The following is a 17,215-nucleotide window of genomic DNA, read 5'->3' as shown; positions in this document are numbered from 1 at the left end:
CCGTGGTGACCTCGTCGGCGGTGCGGCGAGAGCTGCCGCCATCAGCGGTCTTGCTATCTTCCGTTCGCGGCAGGAATGGGCGCGTGCTCGAATGGAGAACGACCGATGACCCGACCTCTCAAGGCGGCGGCGCTGAACCCGCAGGTGCGGCGAGTGTTCCGGTTCGTGCCGAACCCGCCGGTGCGCTGGGCGTGGATGCTGCGGCTCATGCAGTCGGGCTCCGGGTTCGGGAGCACCCCGAAGATGCCCGCCGGGATGGCCCACCGGTTCGTGCGGCTCGGCCCCGGCGCGGGCGTGCATGTCTACACCCCGGCTGGTACACGTACCCGCCCGGCGCTGCTGTGGATCCACGGCGGCGGGATGGTCGTCGGCAGCGCGTCGCAGGACCACGCGCGGTGCATCAAGCTCGCCGCGGACCTGGACATCGTGGTGTTCTCCGCCGAGTACCGGCTCGCCCCGCGCCACCCGTTCCCCGCGCCGCTCGACGACTGCCACACCGCCTGGATGTGGGCCACCGGGCATGCCGGCGAGCTGGGTACGGATCCGGAACGGATCGCCGTCGGTGGGCAGAGCGCCGGTGGCGGCCTCGCGGCCGGGCTCGCTCAGCGCCTGCGCGACGAGGGCCGAACCCAGCCGGTGGCGCAGTGGCTGTTCTGCCCGATGCTCGACGACCGCACCGCCGCGGACCGCGACCTCGACCGGGTGCGGCACTACCTGTGGAACAACGTCTCCAACCGGGCCGGGTGGAGCGCGTACCTCGCCACGGCGCCCGGTAGCCCGGACGTGCCCGCCTACGCCGCCCCGGCCCGCCGGGCAGACCTCGCCGGGCTCGCCCCGGCGTGGATCGGAACCGGCGACATCGAGCTGTTCTACGACGAGGATCGCCGCTACGCCCAAGCACTCACCGCGGCCGGGGTATCGTGCGTCCTCGATGTGATTCCCGGCGGCCCGCACGCCTTCGAGTCGTTCCTGTCCCGCACGCCCTTGGCCCGCGACTACCTCGCCCGCGCCGAACGCTGGCTGAGCGACCACCTCACTCCCGTGCGGTGACCCGAACGCCACGACGCGCCCATCGGCGGCGGATCGAGGACGCGCTGGGCCGGTTCGAGCAGTTCCAGTTGAACCGCACCCTGCCGGAGGTCTGATGGCCCTCGTTCGCTGACTCGGCAGCCCAGGCGTGGGCCGTGGATCTTCGGCACCGGGCGGCTGGTACTGCGACGAAGCCGTGGTCAGGTGGCGCCGACCGGCTCGGCGGTGCGGTCGGCGTGGCGCAGGTCGTGTTCCTCGGTGTGGTGTGACGCGGTCAGCAGCGCGGTCACCACGAAGGAGCCGACACCGACGATCGCGGCGACGATCGTGGCCCAGCCGTCGAAGCCGGCGCCGACGAGGCTGTTCTCGATGTAGAGCAGGTCGTTCGGGACGCCGTAGAGGGTGGGGGTGAGCGCCAGCAGCACCAACCGGACCAGCACGCCGACGCCGGCGCCGACCAGGGCGGCGGTGGAGGTGGAACGGCGCCAGAACAGGCCGAGCAGGAACGGCGCGATCAGGCAGGCCAGCATCAGGTCGAAGGCCAGGGTGAGCAGGATGCCGGTCTGGCTGACCCGCAGGGCGAGGAACACGCCGAGCACGGTGACGGGGAGCATGGCGACGCGGGTCCAGCGCAGCAGCGGGTCGTGGTGCCCGGGGGCGACCGCACGGCGTACCCCGGCGACGTTGCGGACCGCGACGGCCGCGGTGGCCAGGATGGCCCCGGAGGCGGTGGAGAAGGAGGCCGCCACGATGCCGGAGAGCACCAGGATCGCCATGATGACCGGCGCGTGGTCGTCGAGGAGCTGGTAGATGATCGGGGCGTTCTCGGCGGACAGTCCCAGCGCCGACACGCTGGTCAGGGCGACCAGGGACCAGAGCACGCCGACGACCGCGGTGGCGCCGGCGCCGATGAAGCAGGCGCGTTTGGCGGCCTGCGGGGTACGGGCGGCGAAGATGCGCTGCATGAAGTCGATGGCGACCAGGTCACCGATGCCGAGGGAGATCAGTGTCGCCCAGTTGACCGGTGCACCCTGGGAGCTGTCGGTGAGCTGTCCGAGGTCGAACGGGCCGAGGCCGTCGGGGATCGCGATGCCGAATTTGTTCGCCACCCAGACGAACAGCACGATGGTGGCGACGCCGGTGATGACGGCTTGGATGACCGCGGTGTAGGCGTCGGAGAACAGTCCTCCGCCGATGGTGTAGGCCAGGATCAGGCAGACCGCGAGGACCACACCGATCGTGTACGACATGCCGGTGAAGTACTCGACGAGGAAGCCCATGGCGACCAGGTTTCCGGCGAGCAGGATGGTGAACGCGAAGATCATCAGGAGGGAGGCGGTGATCTCGACCGGCCGGTTGTAGCGGCGGGCGAAGAAGTCGCCGAGGGTGAACAGGCCCATCCGGTTCATCGGTTCGGCCAGGAACAGGCCGGCCAGCAGCAGGCAGATCGCCAGGCCGAGCGCGAGTGAGGCGCCGGCCCAGAAGCCGTAGGCGGAGCTGAGGTCGGTGTTGCCGACGGTGGCGTTGCTGTCGACGGCGGCCGTGGTCAGTGCCACGGCGACGAGGGGGACGCCGAGTTGGCGGCCGGCGACGAGGTAGTTGGCGCTGTCACCGTCGATCTTTCGGGCCACCACGATGCCGACGACCAGGACTATGAGGACAGTGAGCGCGACTCCGGCGATGATCATGAGAGCTCCCGGGTGCCTATTTCTGTCATTCGACAGATATTGATCACCATTGAGCGGCCGCCTTGTTACGGCGGCGCTTCCCACACCGGGACAACTCTGTTAACGGACCGTCACAACGGCTGCGCAACCGCCCGCGCCAGGCCCACCGCGGCCTCGTCGAGCCCGGCGATACGCAACGCGGCGTCGGCGATCCGCGTGTCTATCCCCGGACCGACGCCGGTGTCCGCGCGCCGCCGCAGGATCACGCTCTCCACCAGCCCGAACACGAGGTTGGTCGCCGCGGCCAGGTCGGCTCCGGCCAGATCGCCGGCGGCGGCGACCAGATCCCGGTACGTCTCGAACAGCCGCTGCCGCTCGGCATGGAACGGGGCGAACCGTTCGTCACCGAGCTCGGGAAGCAGATAGAGGGAGCCGAGATTCTCCTCACCGGACAGCAGCAGCCGGACGTCGAAGGCGCAGAGCCGCCACAACCGGGCGGCCGCCGGCTCCGAGCTCGCCGCCAGTTCGCCGGCATAGGCGACCGACGGGCGGACCGTGTCGAGCAGCAGCGCCAACAGGATCTCGTGCTTGCCGGCGAAGTAGTGGTACATCGTCGCCTGCGAGATCCGGGCTTCCTTGGCGATCTTGTAGGTGCTGGTCGACCCGTACCCCTGGGTGCAGAACAGCCGGGCGGCCGCCGCCCGGATCTCCTGCTCGGTGCTCAGCCCCGAGGCCGGCTCGCCCGATGCGCGCGGGCGTCCCCGTCCTCGTGCCATGGCAGGAAAAGTACCAAGCGGCGCCCGCCGGCCGGGGCCGCGGGCCGAGTTACACCGTGTTCATGGATCGGAAACGCGGCCGAGAGCCGCGATCGCTTGACTTTCTGTCAATCGACAGAAATTGAGGTGGTGCTCGTGTCGACCGATCAGCCGCAGCCGACGGCCACCACGGCCGGCGCCCGCGCCCACGCCCGCGCCCAGGAGCAGGCGGCCCGTGACGGCGGCTTCCCGAACCGGCCGACCGTGCCCGCCGCTGCCGCCGACCTGCCCGGCGAGGCGGTCTGGGCCGAGCGGGTCGCCCCCGGCGGGTACGCGCACCGGGTCCTCGCGGCCGGCACCGCGATCCAGCTGACCGACCTGGACGGCGACGCGTGCGCGTCGCTCCTGCTCTACCACGCGGACATGCCGTGGGAGCGGCTCAACGTCGCGGACACCGTGAAGGTGCAGTGGCAGGTCTACACCACGGCCGGGCAGCTGCTGCTCAGCGACCAGGCTCGGGTCCTGGCCACGGTCATCGGCGACACCTCCGGCAGGCACGACACCCTGTACGGCACGTCGGCGCAGGCCCGCAACGAGCAGAGGTACGGCGACGGCTCGCCGGAGGGCTCCTCCCCCGCCGGCCGGGAACTGTTCGTGCTCGGCGCGTCCAAACACGGCCTCGGGCGCCGCGACGTCCCGCCGTCGATCTCCTTCTTCCAGGGTGTACGCATCGACGCCGGCGGGCGGCCGGAGTGGCTCGGCTCGGCCGGCCCCGGCGCCACGGTCACGCTGCGCACCGAACTGCCGGTGATCGTGCTGGTCGCCAACGCCGCGCACCCACTCGACCCGCGTACGGCGTACACGTCATCGCCTTTGCGGATCACGGCCTGGCGCGACCGGGTGACCGCGCCCGCCGACAACCTGTGGCATGCGACGCCCGAAGGGCGGCGTGCCTTCGAGAACACCGCCGACCACCGCACGGGACGGACCGCTCGATGACCGAGATCCATCGCGAGACGCTGCGACCGCGGGCGCCGTGGTCGCGGGTCCTGACCCACGGCCAGGTGCTGACCATCGTGGACCTGGACGGCAACCAGGCGGTCGACTTCCTCGCCTACGACGCGCACGACACCAGCCAGGCCTACAGCGCGCAGGCCACCCTACAGGCGCAGGACACCATCTTCCTGACCACCGGCAGCGTGCTGCGCGACAACGAGTACGACCCGCTGCTCACCGTCGTCGCCGACGAGGTGGGCCGGCACGACACGCTCGGCGGCGCCTGCTCCAAGGAGTCGAACACGCTGCGGTACGGCCATCACACCCACTCCCAGCACGCCTGTGTGGAGAACTTCATGCACGAGCTGTCGCGCTACGGCATGGGCAAACGCGACCACGTCCCCAACGTCAACTGGTTCATGAACGTGCCGGTCGACCCGGACGGCGCGCTCGGCATCGTGGACGGCATCTCGGCGCCCGGCCTGTCCTTGAGCCTGCGCGCCGAGAAGGACGTCCTGGTCGTCGTCTCGAACTGCCCGCAGATCAACAACCCGTGCAACGGTTTCGACCCGAGCCGTGTGGAGCTGGTGGTGACGCATGGCTGATCCGGGTGTGCTGCTCGTCGCCAACCGCGGCGAGATCGCCTGCCGGGTCCTGCGGACCGCCCGTGAGCTGGGGTGGCGGACCGTCGCGGTGTACTCCGACGCCGATCGGGGTGCGGCGCACGTACACCTGGCCGACGAGGCGGTCCGGCTCGGCCCGGCCCCGCCGGCCGACAGCTACCTGAACGCCCGCGCGGTGCTGCGGGCGGCCGCGGCCACCGGGGCGACAGCGGTGCATCCCGGCTACGGGTTCCTGTCCGAGGACGCCGGTTTCGCCGCCCGCGTGCAGCGGGCCGGGCTGGCGTTCGCCGGGCCCACACCCGAGCAACTGCGGACGTTCGGGGACAAGCACACCGCGCGACGGGCCGCGGAAGCCGCCGGGGTTCCGGTCTTCGCCGGCACCGGGCTGCTCTCCGACGCCGAGGACGCGGTCGTGCGGGTGGCGGCGATCGGCTACCCGGTGATGCTGAAGGCGACCGGCGGTGGCGGCGGCATCGGCATGACGGTCTGCCGCGACCCGGCGCAGCTGAGGGCCGGGTTCGAGACGGTGGCCAGGCTGGCGGCCGCCAGTTTCGGCAGCGGCGGCGTCTTCGCCGAACGGTACGTGGAACGCGCCCGCCACATCGAGGTGCAGATCTTCGGTGACGGGGCCGGCGCGATCGTCTCGCTCGGCGATCGGGACTGTTCGCTGCAACGCCGCAACCAGAAGGTTCTGGAGGAGGCGCCGGCGCCGGCCCTGCCCGACGCGATCCGGTCCCGGTTGCACACCGCCGCCCGCGACCTCGCCGCGTCTGTGCGGTACCGGTCGGCCGGCACCGTCGAGTTCATCTACGACCCGGTCCGGCAGGAGGCGTCGTTCCTGGAGGTGAACGCCCGGCTACAGGTCGAGCACCCGGTCACCGAGGCGGTCACCGGAGTCGACCTGGTCGGCTGGATGCTGCGGCTGGCCGGCGGCGAGTCCGGCCTGCTGGCGCCCTATCTCCCCGACGGCGTCGTGCCGGTCCGCGGGCATGCCGTCGAGGCCAGGGTGTACGCCGAGGATCCCGCCGCCGGTTTCCGGCCCAGCGCGGGCGCCCTGACCCGGGTCGAACTGCCCACCGGTGACGGCGTCCGCGTCGACGGCTGGGCGGTGACCGGCACCGAGGTCAGCACCGCGTACGACCCGCTGCTGGCCAAAGTGATCGCGAGTGGCCCGGACCGGACCACCGCGATCGGCCGCCTGCGTGCGGCGCTGACCGCGATCCGCTTCGACGGCATCGAGGTCAACCTCGGGCTGCTGCGCGCGGTCGGCATCCTGCCGGCGTTCCTGGACGCGGTCCACTGCACCGCCACCCTCGACGACGTCGGCGATCCGGAACCGCGGATCACCGTCGGCCGCCCCGGCCTGATGACCACCGTCCAGGACGCCACCGGGCGGCTCGGGCTGTGGCAGGTCGGTGTGCCGCCGAGCGGGGCGATGGACGATCGCTCGCTGCGGCTGGCCAACCTGGCGCTCGGCAACGACGAGAACGCGGCCGGCCTGGAATGCACCGCGGGCGGGCCGCGACTCACGTTCACCCACGCCACCCTGGTCTGCGTCACCGGCGCGCCGGCCGCGGTCACGGTCGACGGGTCACCCGTGGCGATGTGGGAGCCGGTGACGGTCCCCGCCGGGGCCACCCTCGACGTGGGCGAGGCGACCGCCGGGCTGCGAACCTATGTCGCCCTGGCCGGCGGCCTGGACGTGCCCCCCTATCTGGGCAGCACGGCCACCTTCACACTCGGGCGCTTCGGCGGGCACGGCGGCCGGGCGCTGCGGCCCGGCGACGTGCTGCGCACCCTGACCGGCACCGGCGCCCCGGCCGGGCCGGTCGCCGCCGGACTGCGGCCGGACTTCGGCGAGCACTGGGACCTCGCCGTCACCGAAGGGCCGCACGGCGCGCCCGAGTTCTTCACCCGCGCCGACATCGACCAGCTGTTCGCCACCACGTACACGGTGCATTTCAACTCGGCCCGCACCGGTGTCCGCCTGACCGGCCCGAAACCCCGGTGGGCCCGCGGCGACGGCGGTGAAGCCGGCCTGCACCCGTCGAACATCCACGACACGGCGTACTCGATCGGCGCGCTCGACTTCACCGGCGACACCCCCATCCTGCTCGGCCCGGACGGGCCCAGCCTCGGCGGCTTCGTCTGTCCGGTGACCGTGATCAGCGCCGAGCGCTGGAAACTGGGCCAGCTGCGGCCCGGCGACACCGTCTCGTTCCGGCCGGTCCGGGCCACCGGCGCGCCCTCACCGCGGCGGCTCGCCCTGCCGGTCTACACCGACCGCGCCGGCGACGGAGACGACGGGGTGCTGCTGCGCCTCGACGGGGATCCGGCCGTCACCTACCGGCGCGGCGGCGACGACAACCTGCTGATCGAGTACGGCGACATCGTGCTCGACCTGGCCCTGCGCGCCCGGGTGCACGCCCTGCACACGGCCGTGGCCGAGCTGGCCCTGCCGGGCGTCCTCGACCTGACACCCGGGATCCGATCGTTGCAGGTGCACGTGGATCCGGAGGTGTTGCCCGTACCCAAGGTCCTCGCCCTTGTCGTGGAGCTGGAGGCGACCCTGCCGGCCGCGACCGGGCTGGTGGTGCCGAGCCGGCGGGTGCGGCTGCCGCTGAGCTGGGACGACCCGGCGACCCGGCTGGCCATCGAGCGATACATGGCCGGGGTCCGCGACGACGCGCCCTGGTGCCCGTGGAACATCGAGTTCATCCGCCGGGTCAACGGCCTGGCGTCGGTCGACGATGTCCACCGCACCGTCTTCGACGCCGACTATCTGGTGCTCGGCCTCGGCGACGTCTACCTGGGCGCGCCGGTGGCCACCCCGCTCGACCCGCGGCACCGGCTCGTCACCACCAAGTACAACCCGGCCCGGACCTGGACCGCGGAGAACTCGGTCGGCATCGGCGGCGCCTACCTGTGCGTCTACGGCATGGAAGGGCCGGGCGGATACCAGTTCGTCGGCCGCACCACCCAGGTGTGGAGCCATTACCGGGACACTCCCTGGCTGCTGCGCTTCTTCGACCGGATCAGCTGGTACCCGGTCACCGCCGAAGAGCTGCTCGACCTGCGCGCCGACCTGGCCGCCGGCCGCGGCACGATCGACGTCACCGACGACACGTTCTCGATGGCCGAGCACGCGCGGTTCCTCGCCGAGAATGCCGCGTCGATCGCCGAGTTCCGCCGGCGGCAGGGCGCCGCCTTCGCCGCCGAACGCGACGCTTGGCGGGCGGCCGGGGAGTTCGACCGGGCCGAGCAGGTCGCGTTCACCGCCGGCCCGGCAGCGGTCGAGGTCGCGGTGCCCGACGGCGGCGCCCGCGTCGACGCTCCGTTCATGTCGAACGTCTGGAAGGTCGAAGTCGAAGTGGGAGAACACGTGCAACAGGGGCAGACGCTCGTGATCCTGGAGGCGATGAAGATGGAGGCCGCGGTCACCGCACCGGCCGCCGGGGTGGTCACCGCTCTGATCGCCCGGCCGGGCACCCAGGTGGCGCCCGGCGACGCGCTGGCCGTGCTGGGCCCCGTGACCGCGTGAGCATCTGGATCGCGCAGCGCGCCCCCGGCGACGTGGCAGCCGACCTCGGCGCCGCCACCGGTCCCCTCGCCGGGCTGCGGCTCGCCGTCAAAGGCAACGTCGACGTGGCCGGATTCCCGACGACAGCCGGCTGCCCGGCGTACGCGAGCGAGCCGGCCGAGAGCGACGCCGTCGCCGTGGCCCGCCTCAAAGCCGCCGGTGCCACCGTCGTCGGCGTGACCAACCTGGACCAGTTCGCCACCGGGCTGGTCGGGCAGCGCAGCCCGTACGGCGGGGTGCACGACGCCCGCCGTCCCGCGTACGTCTCCGGCGGTTCGAGCTCCGGATCGGCGGTCGCGGTGGCACTCGGCCTCGCCGACATCGCGATCGGCACCGACACCGCCGGGTCCGGCCGGGTCCCGGCCGCCTTCCAGGGCATCGTCGGCATCAAACCGACGCTCGGCACCGTCTCCACCGCCGGGGTCGTTCCGGCGTGCCGGTCCTGGGACGCGGTCACCATCTTCGCCCGCGACCTGAACACCGCCGACACGGCCATGGCGGCGATGGCCGGTGGGCCGGGCACCCGCACCTGGCCGGCCGGCACACCGCTGGCCGCGCCCTCGGCCGCCCGGGTCGCGGTCCCGGCCGAACTGCCGGCCCTGGCGGCCGGCTGGGCCGCCGCGTTCGCCGAGGCCGCCGACCGGCTGCGAGCCGGCGGGTGCACGGTCGAGCCGGTGCCGTTCGCGACCTTCCTGAACGCCGCGAAACTGCTCTACGAGGGCGCGCTGGTGGCCGAACGGCACGCCGCGGTCGGCGATTTCGTCGACGCGCACCCGGACCTGGTCGACCCGATCGTCGGCGCGATCATCGGCGCCGCCGGGGCTGTGCGGGCCAGCGACCTGGTACGCGACATGGGCCGGTTGCGGGACCTGCGGGACGCGTCACTGGCGTTGCTCGACGGATTCGATGCGCTGCTCGTGCCGACCGCGCCCTGCCACCCCACGATCGTCGAGGTGGCGGCCGAACCGGTGGCGGTCAACTCGCGGGTCGGCACCTACACCAACTTCTGCAACCTGTTCGACCTGTGCGCCGTGGCGGTGCCGTCGGGCACGGTCGACGGCGCACAGTTCGGCGTCACCGTGCTCGCCCGGCCGTTCCACGACGCGGTCGCGCTCGACCTGGCCCGCCGTGTCACCGTGCCGGCCTCATCGGTGGCCGGTCCCGCCGCCGCTGCCCCGCTGCCGCCGCCCACCCTGCCGTGGCCCGTGCACGCCGGCGCGACCGCCGTGCCGCTGCTGGTCGTCGGTGCACACCTGCGCGGCCAGCCACTCGAACACGAGCTGGTCACGCGCGGGGCGCGATGGGCCGGTCCGGTCAAAACCGCGGCATCGTACGAGCTACGCGCGCTACCCACGACCCCACCCAAACCCGGCCTGGTCCGCACCGGCCCCGACGGCGCACCGATCGACGGCGAGTTGTGGCTGCTGCCGGTCGCCGCGCTCGGCGGATTCCTGGCCGCGCTTCCCGCACCGATGAACCTGGGCCCGGTCGAACTCGACGACGGCCGCTGGGTGACCGGTTTCGGCTGCGCCGCCGACGCCGCGGCCACCGGCGCCGACATCACCGGCTACGGCGGCTGGCGCTCCTGGCTGGCCGTCTGACTCGGCAACGAGCGCTGCCATCAGGAGTCAGGACCCGTGAGCCGAGCCCGTTCCCCCACGGCCGCCGCCTCGGCCCGATTCACCACATTGAGTTTGCGCAGGATGTTGCTCACATGCACGCTCGCGGTCTTCGGGCTCATGAACAGTTCGCCGCCGATCTGTGCGTTGGTGCAGCCCTGAGCGAGCAACCGGAGCACCTGCCGTTCCCGCTGGGTGAGGCCGTACGGGTCATCCGTCGCGGGTGGCGGCTCGAAGGACACCGGACGGATCGAGATCCGGGACCGGCGTGCCAATCGACGGATGTTCGCGGTCAGCGGCGCCATCCCGTTCGCCGCCTCGGCCGCCGCCTGCAGCGTGCCGGACGCGGTCATCGGGTTGCGTGACCTGGCCAGCAGTGCTTCCGCTTGCCGCCACCATGCGTACGCCATGCGGTGCGGGCGACCGAGCCGCTGCCAGACGGCGGCCGCCTCCGCCCACGCGTCCGGGTCACGCACACCGCGCAGGCGCAGCAGTTCGGCCTGCCAGTCGGCCCGGTCACCGGGGACGGCCGCCAGGAACCGGTGGTCGGTGAGCGGCCGGCTCCCCATCAGGTCCAGAGCCGCGGCAAGCCGTTCGGCACCGGTGAGCGCGGCCCTCTCCGCGGCACCGTCGCGACGAGCCCGAGCGGTGTCGGCCAGGTCCGCCACGGCCCGGGCACCGAGCGCGAAGAGCTCCCCGCAGTACAGCTCCACGGAACAGCCGCCCAGCACTTCCAGCGCCCGCTCGACACGATCGAGCGCCGCGGCCGGGTCGCCGGCCCAGAGCGCGACCTTGGGCAGGAACCGCGCTCGCTCGTACACCCACATCCGGGGACCGGCCAGGCCGAGCAGGTCGACGGCGCGCGCACGGGCGACGGCGGATTCGGTCGCACCGCGACAGATCTCGACCTGCGCCTGCAACAGGTGCAGGTTCCAGTCGTCCCGTTTCGGCCGCCGGTCATGCACGTCGGCGACGAGCCGGGCTGCGGCGTCGATTAGGCCACGTTCCAGCAGCGACTCCGCCGCATTGCCCCGAAGGATCCCGCCCGGGTACCGGGAGGCCGCACCGGCCCAGCGGACCCGGTCGAGACCCTCCAGCGCGATCCGCTCGGCCTCTGCCAACTGCCCCGACTTGAGCAGGGCATCGCTGTGGTGGGTGGCGGTCATGGCCTCGACATGAAGACTGGGCCCGCTGTGCCGGCCGGCGAGGTCGCGGGCACGGTCAAAAAGCGCGAACCCATGGGACGGTTCACCATGCAGAAGCGCGATGGCGGCCAGACCCGTCAACGCGTGTGCCGTTTGAAGGGTCGCTCCACAACGTTCAGCTACGGCGAGCGCCTTCCGGTAGATGGGCTCGCTGTTCCGGTCGCTGCTGTCCGTCCACATGCAGCGGGCATGATCTGCGAGCAAGCGCGCGTACTCGGGCGACTCGGGGAGCATCTCGTGGATTCGCCTTGCTTCTTCGAAAAGAGCGTAGGCGGTGTCCGATGGTGTTTCGCGTTGCGCAGCGACGCCGCGGTGCCACGCGGCGCGGTGCAGCACCGCCGCCGTCAGCGTGTCGCTGGGTGAATCGCGGTATGTCGCGTAGGTCTGCTCGATGAGGGCCTCCGCGTCCACGTCGCGGCCGCACGCCTGTAGCGCGTCGATGGTCCTGATCCGCAGCCATCCCGGCTCCACGTTCGCCGTCCTGGCCACGTCGGGCAGGCTCTCCGCGATGTCGGCCGCCCGGTGCCAGAGGTCAGCGGCCTGCGTATACGCGTGCAGGCGATGACTGTGCTCGGCGGCCTCCAGCAGCGATCCGAACTCGTCCCGGGGCCGGCCGGCGGCGGACCAGTGACCGGCGATCTCCGCCGACAACGCCGGGTCGTTCGTGGCCGCGAACGCGGCGGCTATCCCGGCGTGTGCGGCACGGCGCTCGTCGGCGAGCAGGTCGCCGGCCACCGCCTCGGCCAACAATGCGTGCCGGGTACGGCAGCCGAGCTCCGGGCGTACGCTGTCCGGCGTCGCGAGCCTGGCGTCGACCAGCTCGTGCATGGCGCAGGTCACGTCTGCCGCCGCCATCCCGGTGGCCCGGGCGACCACGATCTCCGGGACGGACCGCCCCGCCACGGCGAGCACCGCCAGGACGGCGCGGGCCGTATCGCTGACTCGTCGTGAGCGAGCCACGAGCAGTTCGGCCAGCACCCGAGGCGGTTGGCGGGTCAGCGCGACGCCCGGCCCCCCATGACTGGCGACGACGGCGGCCGCGATGAGCTCCTCGGCGAAGTACGGGTTGCCTTCCGTACGCCGGTGCAGCTCCTCGACCACGGACTCGGGTGGCGGGCTGTCGAGGGTCTGCTCGGCGAGTTCGGCGATCGCCGCCCGGGACAGGCCGGCCAGTTCCAGCCGTACGGTCTCGGGACGGCGGGCCTGCTCGACCCATCTCGCAACCGGTGGATCGAGGGGAGCCTCGTCGCTGCGGCAGGTGGCGATGAGGGTGATCGAGCCGCCGGAGGACGCGCGCAGGTAGGTCAGCAGATCCAGGGTCGCCGCGTCGGCCCAGTGAATGTCCTCGATCACCACGACGACCGGACGGCTGCCGGCGATGTGCGTCAGCACCAGGCCGACGGCGGCGAAGAGGCGCTGTCGCTGCCACTCGCCCGCCGGGAGCGCGTCGGGGCCGGCCTGCCGGCCGATCACCTCGGGCACGAGTCGAGCCAGCTCATCCAGGGCATACAACGGTAGTGCGGCAAGGACTTCACGGCCGAGGGCCCTGTCGAGGCTCCGCAGTACCTCGATGACGGGAAGAAGTGGCAACCGGACGTCCAGCGGCAGGCACGATGCCTCGACCACCACCGCGCCCTCGTCCCGTGCCACTTGCGCCGCCTGCGTGACGAGTCGCGTCTTGCCGATGCCCACCTCGCCGGTCACCAGGACGTGGCGGTGCTCGTCCCGGATGGCGAGCGCGAGTTCCGCCAACTCGTCGTCGCGCCCGATGAGCGGTACCCCTCCCATGACGTCAGCAAATCCTCCGGCGGCCAATGTGGTCAAGCCAGTTGTCCGGCGAAACTACGTGCCCAGCGTGGCCCGGTCTAAGGCCTGCTGCGGCCGGCGTCTGGGCGATCTCCCGATGCGGTGGCCGGGGGCAGTGCGTCATGTTTGCCACTGTGCGAGGCACCCGGTCGTGCGCCGTGCCATCCAGCGGGGCCTCGCCGCCGTCGACTCCGATCCGGGGGTCATCTTCGGGGGATTGGTGGGAAATACTCGAAATGGACACGACACGCGCCCCTGCCACGACCGAGTTCGCCACTCTCGACGAGATCCGTGACGCCGCGCTCGCGAAGCTCTCGTCCAACGCGCGCGGCTTCCTGGAGGGCGGGGCCGGCGACGAGACGACGCTACGCCGCAACCGGCAGGCCTTCGGGCGCTGGGCATTCCAGCCCCGCGTGATGAGCGGCCGGCCCACGCCGGCGACCACGACCCGATTCCTCGGCGTCGACCTGGCGCTGCCGATCCTGACCGCGCCCTTCGGCGCCGACGCGCTCTTTCACCCGGACGGCCAGGTCGCGGTCGCCCGAGCCAACGCGACCGCCGGCACGGCCGGCATCGTGCCCGAGCTCGGCAGCCATTCGCTGGAGAAGATCGCCGCCGCGGCGCCCGCCGCCGCGGCGTTCGGGCAGCTCCATGCACTGGGGACGGAATCCGGCTTCCTGCGTTTGATGCGCCGCTACGAGGACGCCGGCTACCGCGGATTGTGCATCACCTGTGACAGCCCGATCCAGGGGTGGCGCGAGCGGAACCTCCGCAACCGGTACCTGCCCGAGTTCGATGTGTTCCTCGGCAACTATTGTCCTGCGCCTGAAATTCGTTGACAATATCGGGCGAGAGAGTCGAGGATTTCTTCGGCGGTCTTGACCCATACGAACGGTTTCGGGTTCTGGTTCCAGTCGGTGATCCAGGCGCGGATGTCGGCTTCGAGGGCCCGGACGCTCTTGTGTACGCCGCGGCGGATGATCTGGCCGGTCATGTGGCCGAACCAGCGTTCGACCTGGTTGATCCAGCTGGAACCGGTGGGCGTGAAATGCATGTGGAACCGGGGATGCCCGGCGAGCCACGCACGGATCGCCGGGGTCTTGTGGGTGCCGTAGTTGTCGCAGATCAGGTGGACGTCCAGGTCGGCGGGTACGGCCTTGTCGATCGCGATCAGGAACTTCTTGAACTCGGTGGCGCGGTGCTGGCGGTGTAGTTCGCTGATCACGGTGCCGTCGGCGATGTTGAACGCGGCGAACAGGCTGGTGATGCCGTTACGGACGTAGTCATGGGTGCGCCGTTCGGGCATGCCCGGCATCATCGGCAGCACCGGCTGCGACCGGTCCAGCGCCTGGATCTGCGACTTCTCGTCCACGCACAGCACCACCGCCCGCTCGGGCGGATTGTGGTACAGCCCGACCACGTCGACGACCTTGTCCACGAACAACGGGTCCGTGGACAACTTGAACGTGTCGGCCAGGTGCGGCTTGAGACCGAAGTCGCGCCAGATCCGCCCGATCGTCGACTTCGACAACCCACTGCGCTGCGCCATCGACGTACGCGACCAGTGCGTCGCGTTCCGCGGCGTCTGCTCCAGGGTGGCGACCACGACATCCTCGACCCGATCCAGGCCGATCGACGCGGGCCGGCCCGGCCGATCCTCGTCCATCAGCCCGCCCAGACGCCGAGCCACGAACCGGGAACGCCACTTACCCACCGTCGCCCTGGCCACTCCCAGCCGATCAGCGACCTCCACGTTGGACGCACCCTCAGCGCAGGCCAGCACGATCCGGCACCGCAACGCCAGGGCCTGCGACGACTTCGCCCGCCGCGACCAGCGTTGCAACGTCTCACGTTCCTCGTCACCGAGTACCAGTTCAGCCCGAGGTCGCCCGCGTCCCGCCATCACCACACCCTACATTTAGACCACGAACTTCAGGCGCGGGACACTATTCCAGTTTCGACGAAGCCTTCGCCCAGCTCGGTCAGCTTCTCGAACATGAGGCTCCGGTGTGGTCGTGGAATCGACTGGCCGGGCTGCTCGCCCAGAGCACCCTGCCGTGGATGGCGAAGGGCATCATGACCGTCGAGGACGCGCGGACGGCGGTCGCCGCCGGCGCGAGCGCGCTGGTCGTGTCCAACCACGGCGGCCGGCAGCTCGACGGGCAGCGTGCGTCGCTCGAAGCGCTGCCCGGCATCCGCGACGCCGTCGGCCCAGCGATACCGATAGCTCTGGACAGCGGCATTCGGCGCGGCGCCGACGTGGTGAAGGCGATCGCCCTCGGCGCCGATGTCGTCATCATCGGCCGGCTCGCGGCATACGGCCTCACCGCGGGCGGCGAGACCGGGCTGTCACGCGTGTTCGAGCTGCTCAGTGAGGAGATCACGACCGTACTCACGCTGCTCGGCCGCGGCAGCCCCGCCGACCTCGACCGCGGCGCGCTCATCCGGGTCGAGGCCGACACCGTCTGCTAGTGGCCCGGGGCCGCCTTCAACGCTGATGTAGTCCCTTGTGCCGGGTGGTTCGGGGCTGCTCCGGTTGCTGTCGGATGGCAAGATCGTGCCCCATGATCGTTGATGCTGACCTATCTGACGCGTATCGCGCGGTGGGGCGCCATGAGTAGCCCGGATCTCGTGGAGGCTCGCCGGTGAGGGCGGTCATCGTTGCGGCGGCGGTCGCGTTCGTCCTCTCCCTGTTCGGCACACCGGTGGCGATCCGGGTCTTCACCGCGCTCAAGGCCGGACAGCCGATCCGCTCCCTCGGGCTCGCTTCGAACGAGGGCAAGACGGGCACCCCTGCGATGGGTGGCGTCGTGTTCATCGTGGCGACCCTCTTCGCGTACGTCGCCGGGCACTTTGCGCTGACCACGCTGCCCGAGCGGCAGATCGCGCAGGAGAAGCCGACCATGACGGCCCTCATCCTGTTGGGCCTGTTCGTCTTCTGCGGCGTGATCGGCTTCGTCGACGACTTCCTCAAGGTGCGCCAGCGCAACTCCGACGGCCTGTCCGCCAAGGGCAAACTGCTCGGCCAGGCGATCGTCGGCACCGGATTCGGCGTCGCCGCCCTCTACACGGTGAGCACGAACGGCCAGACCGTGGCCAGCGAACACATCTCGCTCATCCGGGACATCAGCTGGCTGAACGTCGGCAAGGTCGGCTCGGTGATCGTGTTCGTCTTCGTGATCACGGCGATGTCGAACGGCGTGAACCTCACCGACGGCCTCGACGGCCTGGCCACCGGCGCGTCGACCCTGGTACTCGGCGCGTACGCGCTGATCGGGTTCTGGCAGTACCGGCACTGGTGCGCCGACGAAACGTACGCCCGCGCGAACGACTACTGCTACCAGGTTCGGGATCCCCTGGAGATCGCCATGATCGCGGCAGCGGCGGCCGGCGCATGCCTGGGTTTCCTGTGGTGGAACACGTCCCCAGCGCGAATCTTCATGGGCGACGTCGGCTCGCTCGGGCTCGGCGCCCTGATCGGCGGGCTCGCGGTGGCAACTCGCACCACGCTGCTGTCGATCCTGATCGGCGGGCTCTTCTTCCTCATCACGGTCACCTGGGTGATCCAGATCGTCTCGTTCCGGACCACCGGCAGACGTGTCTTCCGGATGGTGCCGCTGCACCACCACTTCGAGCTGGCCGGCTGGAGCGAGGTCAACATCGTGGTCCGGTTCTGGACCGTGGCCGGCGTCTGCGTCGCGGTTGGCCTGGGCCTGTTCTACTCGGACTTCCTGGCGGCCGTCGGATAAAGCCACGGAAACCTCTGGGCCGCCGTCAGCGTCGGCCGGTGAGTTCGGCTCGTTGCGGATGGATCCCGTCGTCGCTGCTCGGCTCACTGCTGCCCGCCGCCGACACAGGTCGGATGCCCGGCCAGCCGCGCTCACGCCGCACGGCATCGTTCGACACCCTCGGCGGGCATTGCCGCCAGGTCGATC

Annotated in this window: 11 protein-coding genes and 1 pseudogene; 8 read left to right on the top strand and 4 right to left on the bottom strand. The window is 71.3% G+C overall.

Annotated elements, in window-relative coordinates; all coding sequences use genetic code 11:
* Window positions 1–105: 105 nt before the first annotated feature.
* Window positions 106–1,050 carry an alpha/beta hydrolase gene (locus BJ964_RS31655; protein ID WP_188124098.1) on the top strand — a complete coding sequence of 315 codons (945 nt, stop codon included), beginning with the start codon at window positions 106–108 and terminating at the stop codon, window positions 1,048–1,050.
* A 179-nt stretch (window positions 1,051–1,229) separates the two neighbouring features.
* Here the strand turns inward: BJ964_RS31655 and BJ964_RS31650 are convergent, their stop codons facing one another.
* Window positions 1,230–2,717 (bottom strand): sodium:solute symporter family transporter, encoded by a 1,488-nt coding sequence (locus BJ964_RS31650; protein WP_188124097.1) that lies wholly within the window; start codon window positions 2,715–2,717, stop codon window positions 1,230–1,232.
* A 110-nt stretch (window positions 2,718–2,827) separates the two neighbouring features.
* On the bottom strand, window positions 2,828–3,472 hold the full coding sequence (locus tag BJ964_RS31645) for a TetR/AcrR family transcriptional regulator (RefSeq protein ID WP_188124096.1): 645 nt from the start codon (window positions 3,470–3,472) through the stop codon (window positions 2,828–2,830).
* A 135-nt stretch (window positions 3,473–3,607) separates the two neighbouring features.
* On the opposite strand from BJ964_RS31645, the gene BJ964_RS31640 reads away from it, so the two are divergent.
* The 4 genes from BJ964_RS31640 to atzF are packed head-to-tail and all read left to right on the top strand — an operon-like array spanning window position 3,608 to window position 10,251.
* Window positions 3,608–4,450: an urea amidolyase associated protein UAAP1 gene (locus tag BJ964_RS31640; RefSeq protein ID WP_188124095.1), complete on the top strand. Its 843-nt coding sequence runs from the start codon at window positions 3,608–3,610 to the stop codon at window positions 4,448–4,450.
* The gene (locus tag BJ964_RS31635; protein ID WP_188124094.1) at window positions 4,447–5,052 is read left to right on the top strand and encodes an urea amidolyase associated protein UAAP2; all 606 of its coding nucleotides are present in this window, start codon (window positions 4,447–4,449) and stop codon (window positions 5,050–5,052) included. The genes BJ964_RS31640 and BJ964_RS31635 overlap by 4 nt, the downstream gene beginning before the upstream one ends.
* Window positions 5,045–8,611, top strand: coding sequence for an urea carboxylase (uca, locus tag BJ964_RS31630; RefSeq protein ID WP_188124093.1), 3,567 nt, complete (start codon window positions 5,045–5,047; stop codon window positions 8,609–8,611). Before BJ964_RS31635 ends, uca begins: the two co-directional genes overlap by 8 nt.
* Entirely contained in the window at window positions 8,608–10,251 is a 1,644-nt protein-coding gene (gene atzF, locus BJ964_RS31625; protein ID WP_188124092.1) for an allophanate hydrolase, read from the top strand. The genes uca and atzF overlap by 4 nt, the downstream gene beginning before the upstream one ends.
* 20 nt (window positions 10,252–10,271) lie before the next feature.
* Here atzF and BJ964_RS49240 read toward each other — a convergent pair whose 3' ends face one another.
* A complete protein-coding gene (locus tag BJ964_RS49240; RefSeq protein ID WP_188124091.1) occupies window positions 10,272–13,262 on the bottom strand; it encodes a helix-turn-helix transcriptional regulator in 2,991 nt (996 codons plus the stop codon).
* Window positions 13,263–13,516: 254 nt separating this feature from the next.
* Between BJ964_RS49240 and BJ964_RS31615 the strand changes: the two genes are divergently transcribed.
* Complete coding sequence (locus BJ964_RS31615) at window positions 13,517–14,119, top strand: alpha-hydroxy acid oxidase (protein WP_188124090.1); 603 nt, start codon at window positions 13,517–13,519, stop codon at window positions 14,117–14,119.
* Here the strand turns inward: BJ964_RS31615 and BJ964_RS31610 are convergent.
* Complete coding sequence (locus BJ964_RS31610) at window positions 14,092–15,183, bottom strand: IS630 family transposase (RefSeq protein WP_188124089.1); 1,092 nt, start codon at window positions 15,181–15,183, stop codon at window positions 14,092–14,094. The genes BJ964_RS31615 and BJ964_RS31610 overlap by 28 nt on opposite strands.
* A gap of 92 nt (window positions 15,184–15,275) precedes the next feature.
* Between BJ964_RS31610 and BJ964_RS31605 the strand changes: the two are divergent.
* Window positions 15,276–15,752, top strand: a pseudogene (locus BJ964_RS31605) (alpha-hydroxy acid oxidase); the annotation flags it as partial.
* A gap of 173 nt (window positions 15,753–15,925) precedes the next feature.
* Window positions 15,926–17,029, top strand: coding sequence for a phospho-N-acetylmuramoyl-pentapeptide-transferase (mraY, locus tag BJ964_RS31600; RefSeq protein WP_188124087.1), 1,104 nt, complete (start codon window positions 15,926–15,928; stop codon window positions 17,027–17,029).
* The last annotated feature ends 186 nt before the right edge of the window (window positions 17,030–17,215 follow it).

Source organism: Actinoplanes lobatus (assembly GCF_014205215.1).
GTDB classification, from domain to species: domain Bacteria; phylum Actinomycetota; class Actinomycetes; order Mycobacteriales; family Micromonosporaceae; genus Actinoplanes; species Actinoplanes lobatus.
This window is presented reverse-complemented; position numbering and strand designations above follow the sequence as displayed.

Excerpts from the sequence above, each read along its gene's own strand:
- BJ964_RS31655 (WP_188124098.1), top strand. The coding sequence starts at position 106 with ATGACCCGACCTCTCAAGGCGGCGGCGCTGAACCCGCAGGTGCGGCGA.
- BJ964_RS31650 (WP_188124097.1), bottom strand. The coding sequence starts at position 2,717 with ATGATCATCGCCGGAGTCGCGCTCACTGTCCTCATAGTCCTGGTCGTC.
- BJ964_RS31645 (WP_188124096.1), bottom strand. The coding sequence starts at position 3,472 with ATGGCACGAGGACGGGGACGCCCGCGCGCATCGGGCGAGCCGGCCTCG.
- BJ964_RS31635 (WP_188124094.1), top strand. The coding sequence starts at position 4,447 with ATGACCGAGATCCATCGCGAGACGCTGCGACCGCGGGCGCCGTGGTCG.
- uca (WP_188124093.1), top strand. The coding sequence starts at position 5,045 with ATGGCTGATCCGGGTGTGCTGCTCGTCGCCAACCGCGGCGAGATCGCC.
- BJ964_RS49240 (WP_188124091.1), bottom strand. The coding sequence starts at position 13,262 with ATGGGAGGGGTACCGCTCATCGGGCGCGACGACGAGTTGGCGGAACTC.
- BJ964_RS31615 (WP_188124090.1), top strand. The coding sequence starts at position 13,517 with ATGGACACGACACGCGCCCCTGCCACGACCGAGTTCGCCACTCTCGAC.
- BJ964_RS31610 (WP_188124089.1), bottom strand. The coding sequence starts at position 15,183 with ATGGCGGGACGCGGGCGACCTCGGGCTGAACTGGTACTCGGTGACGAG.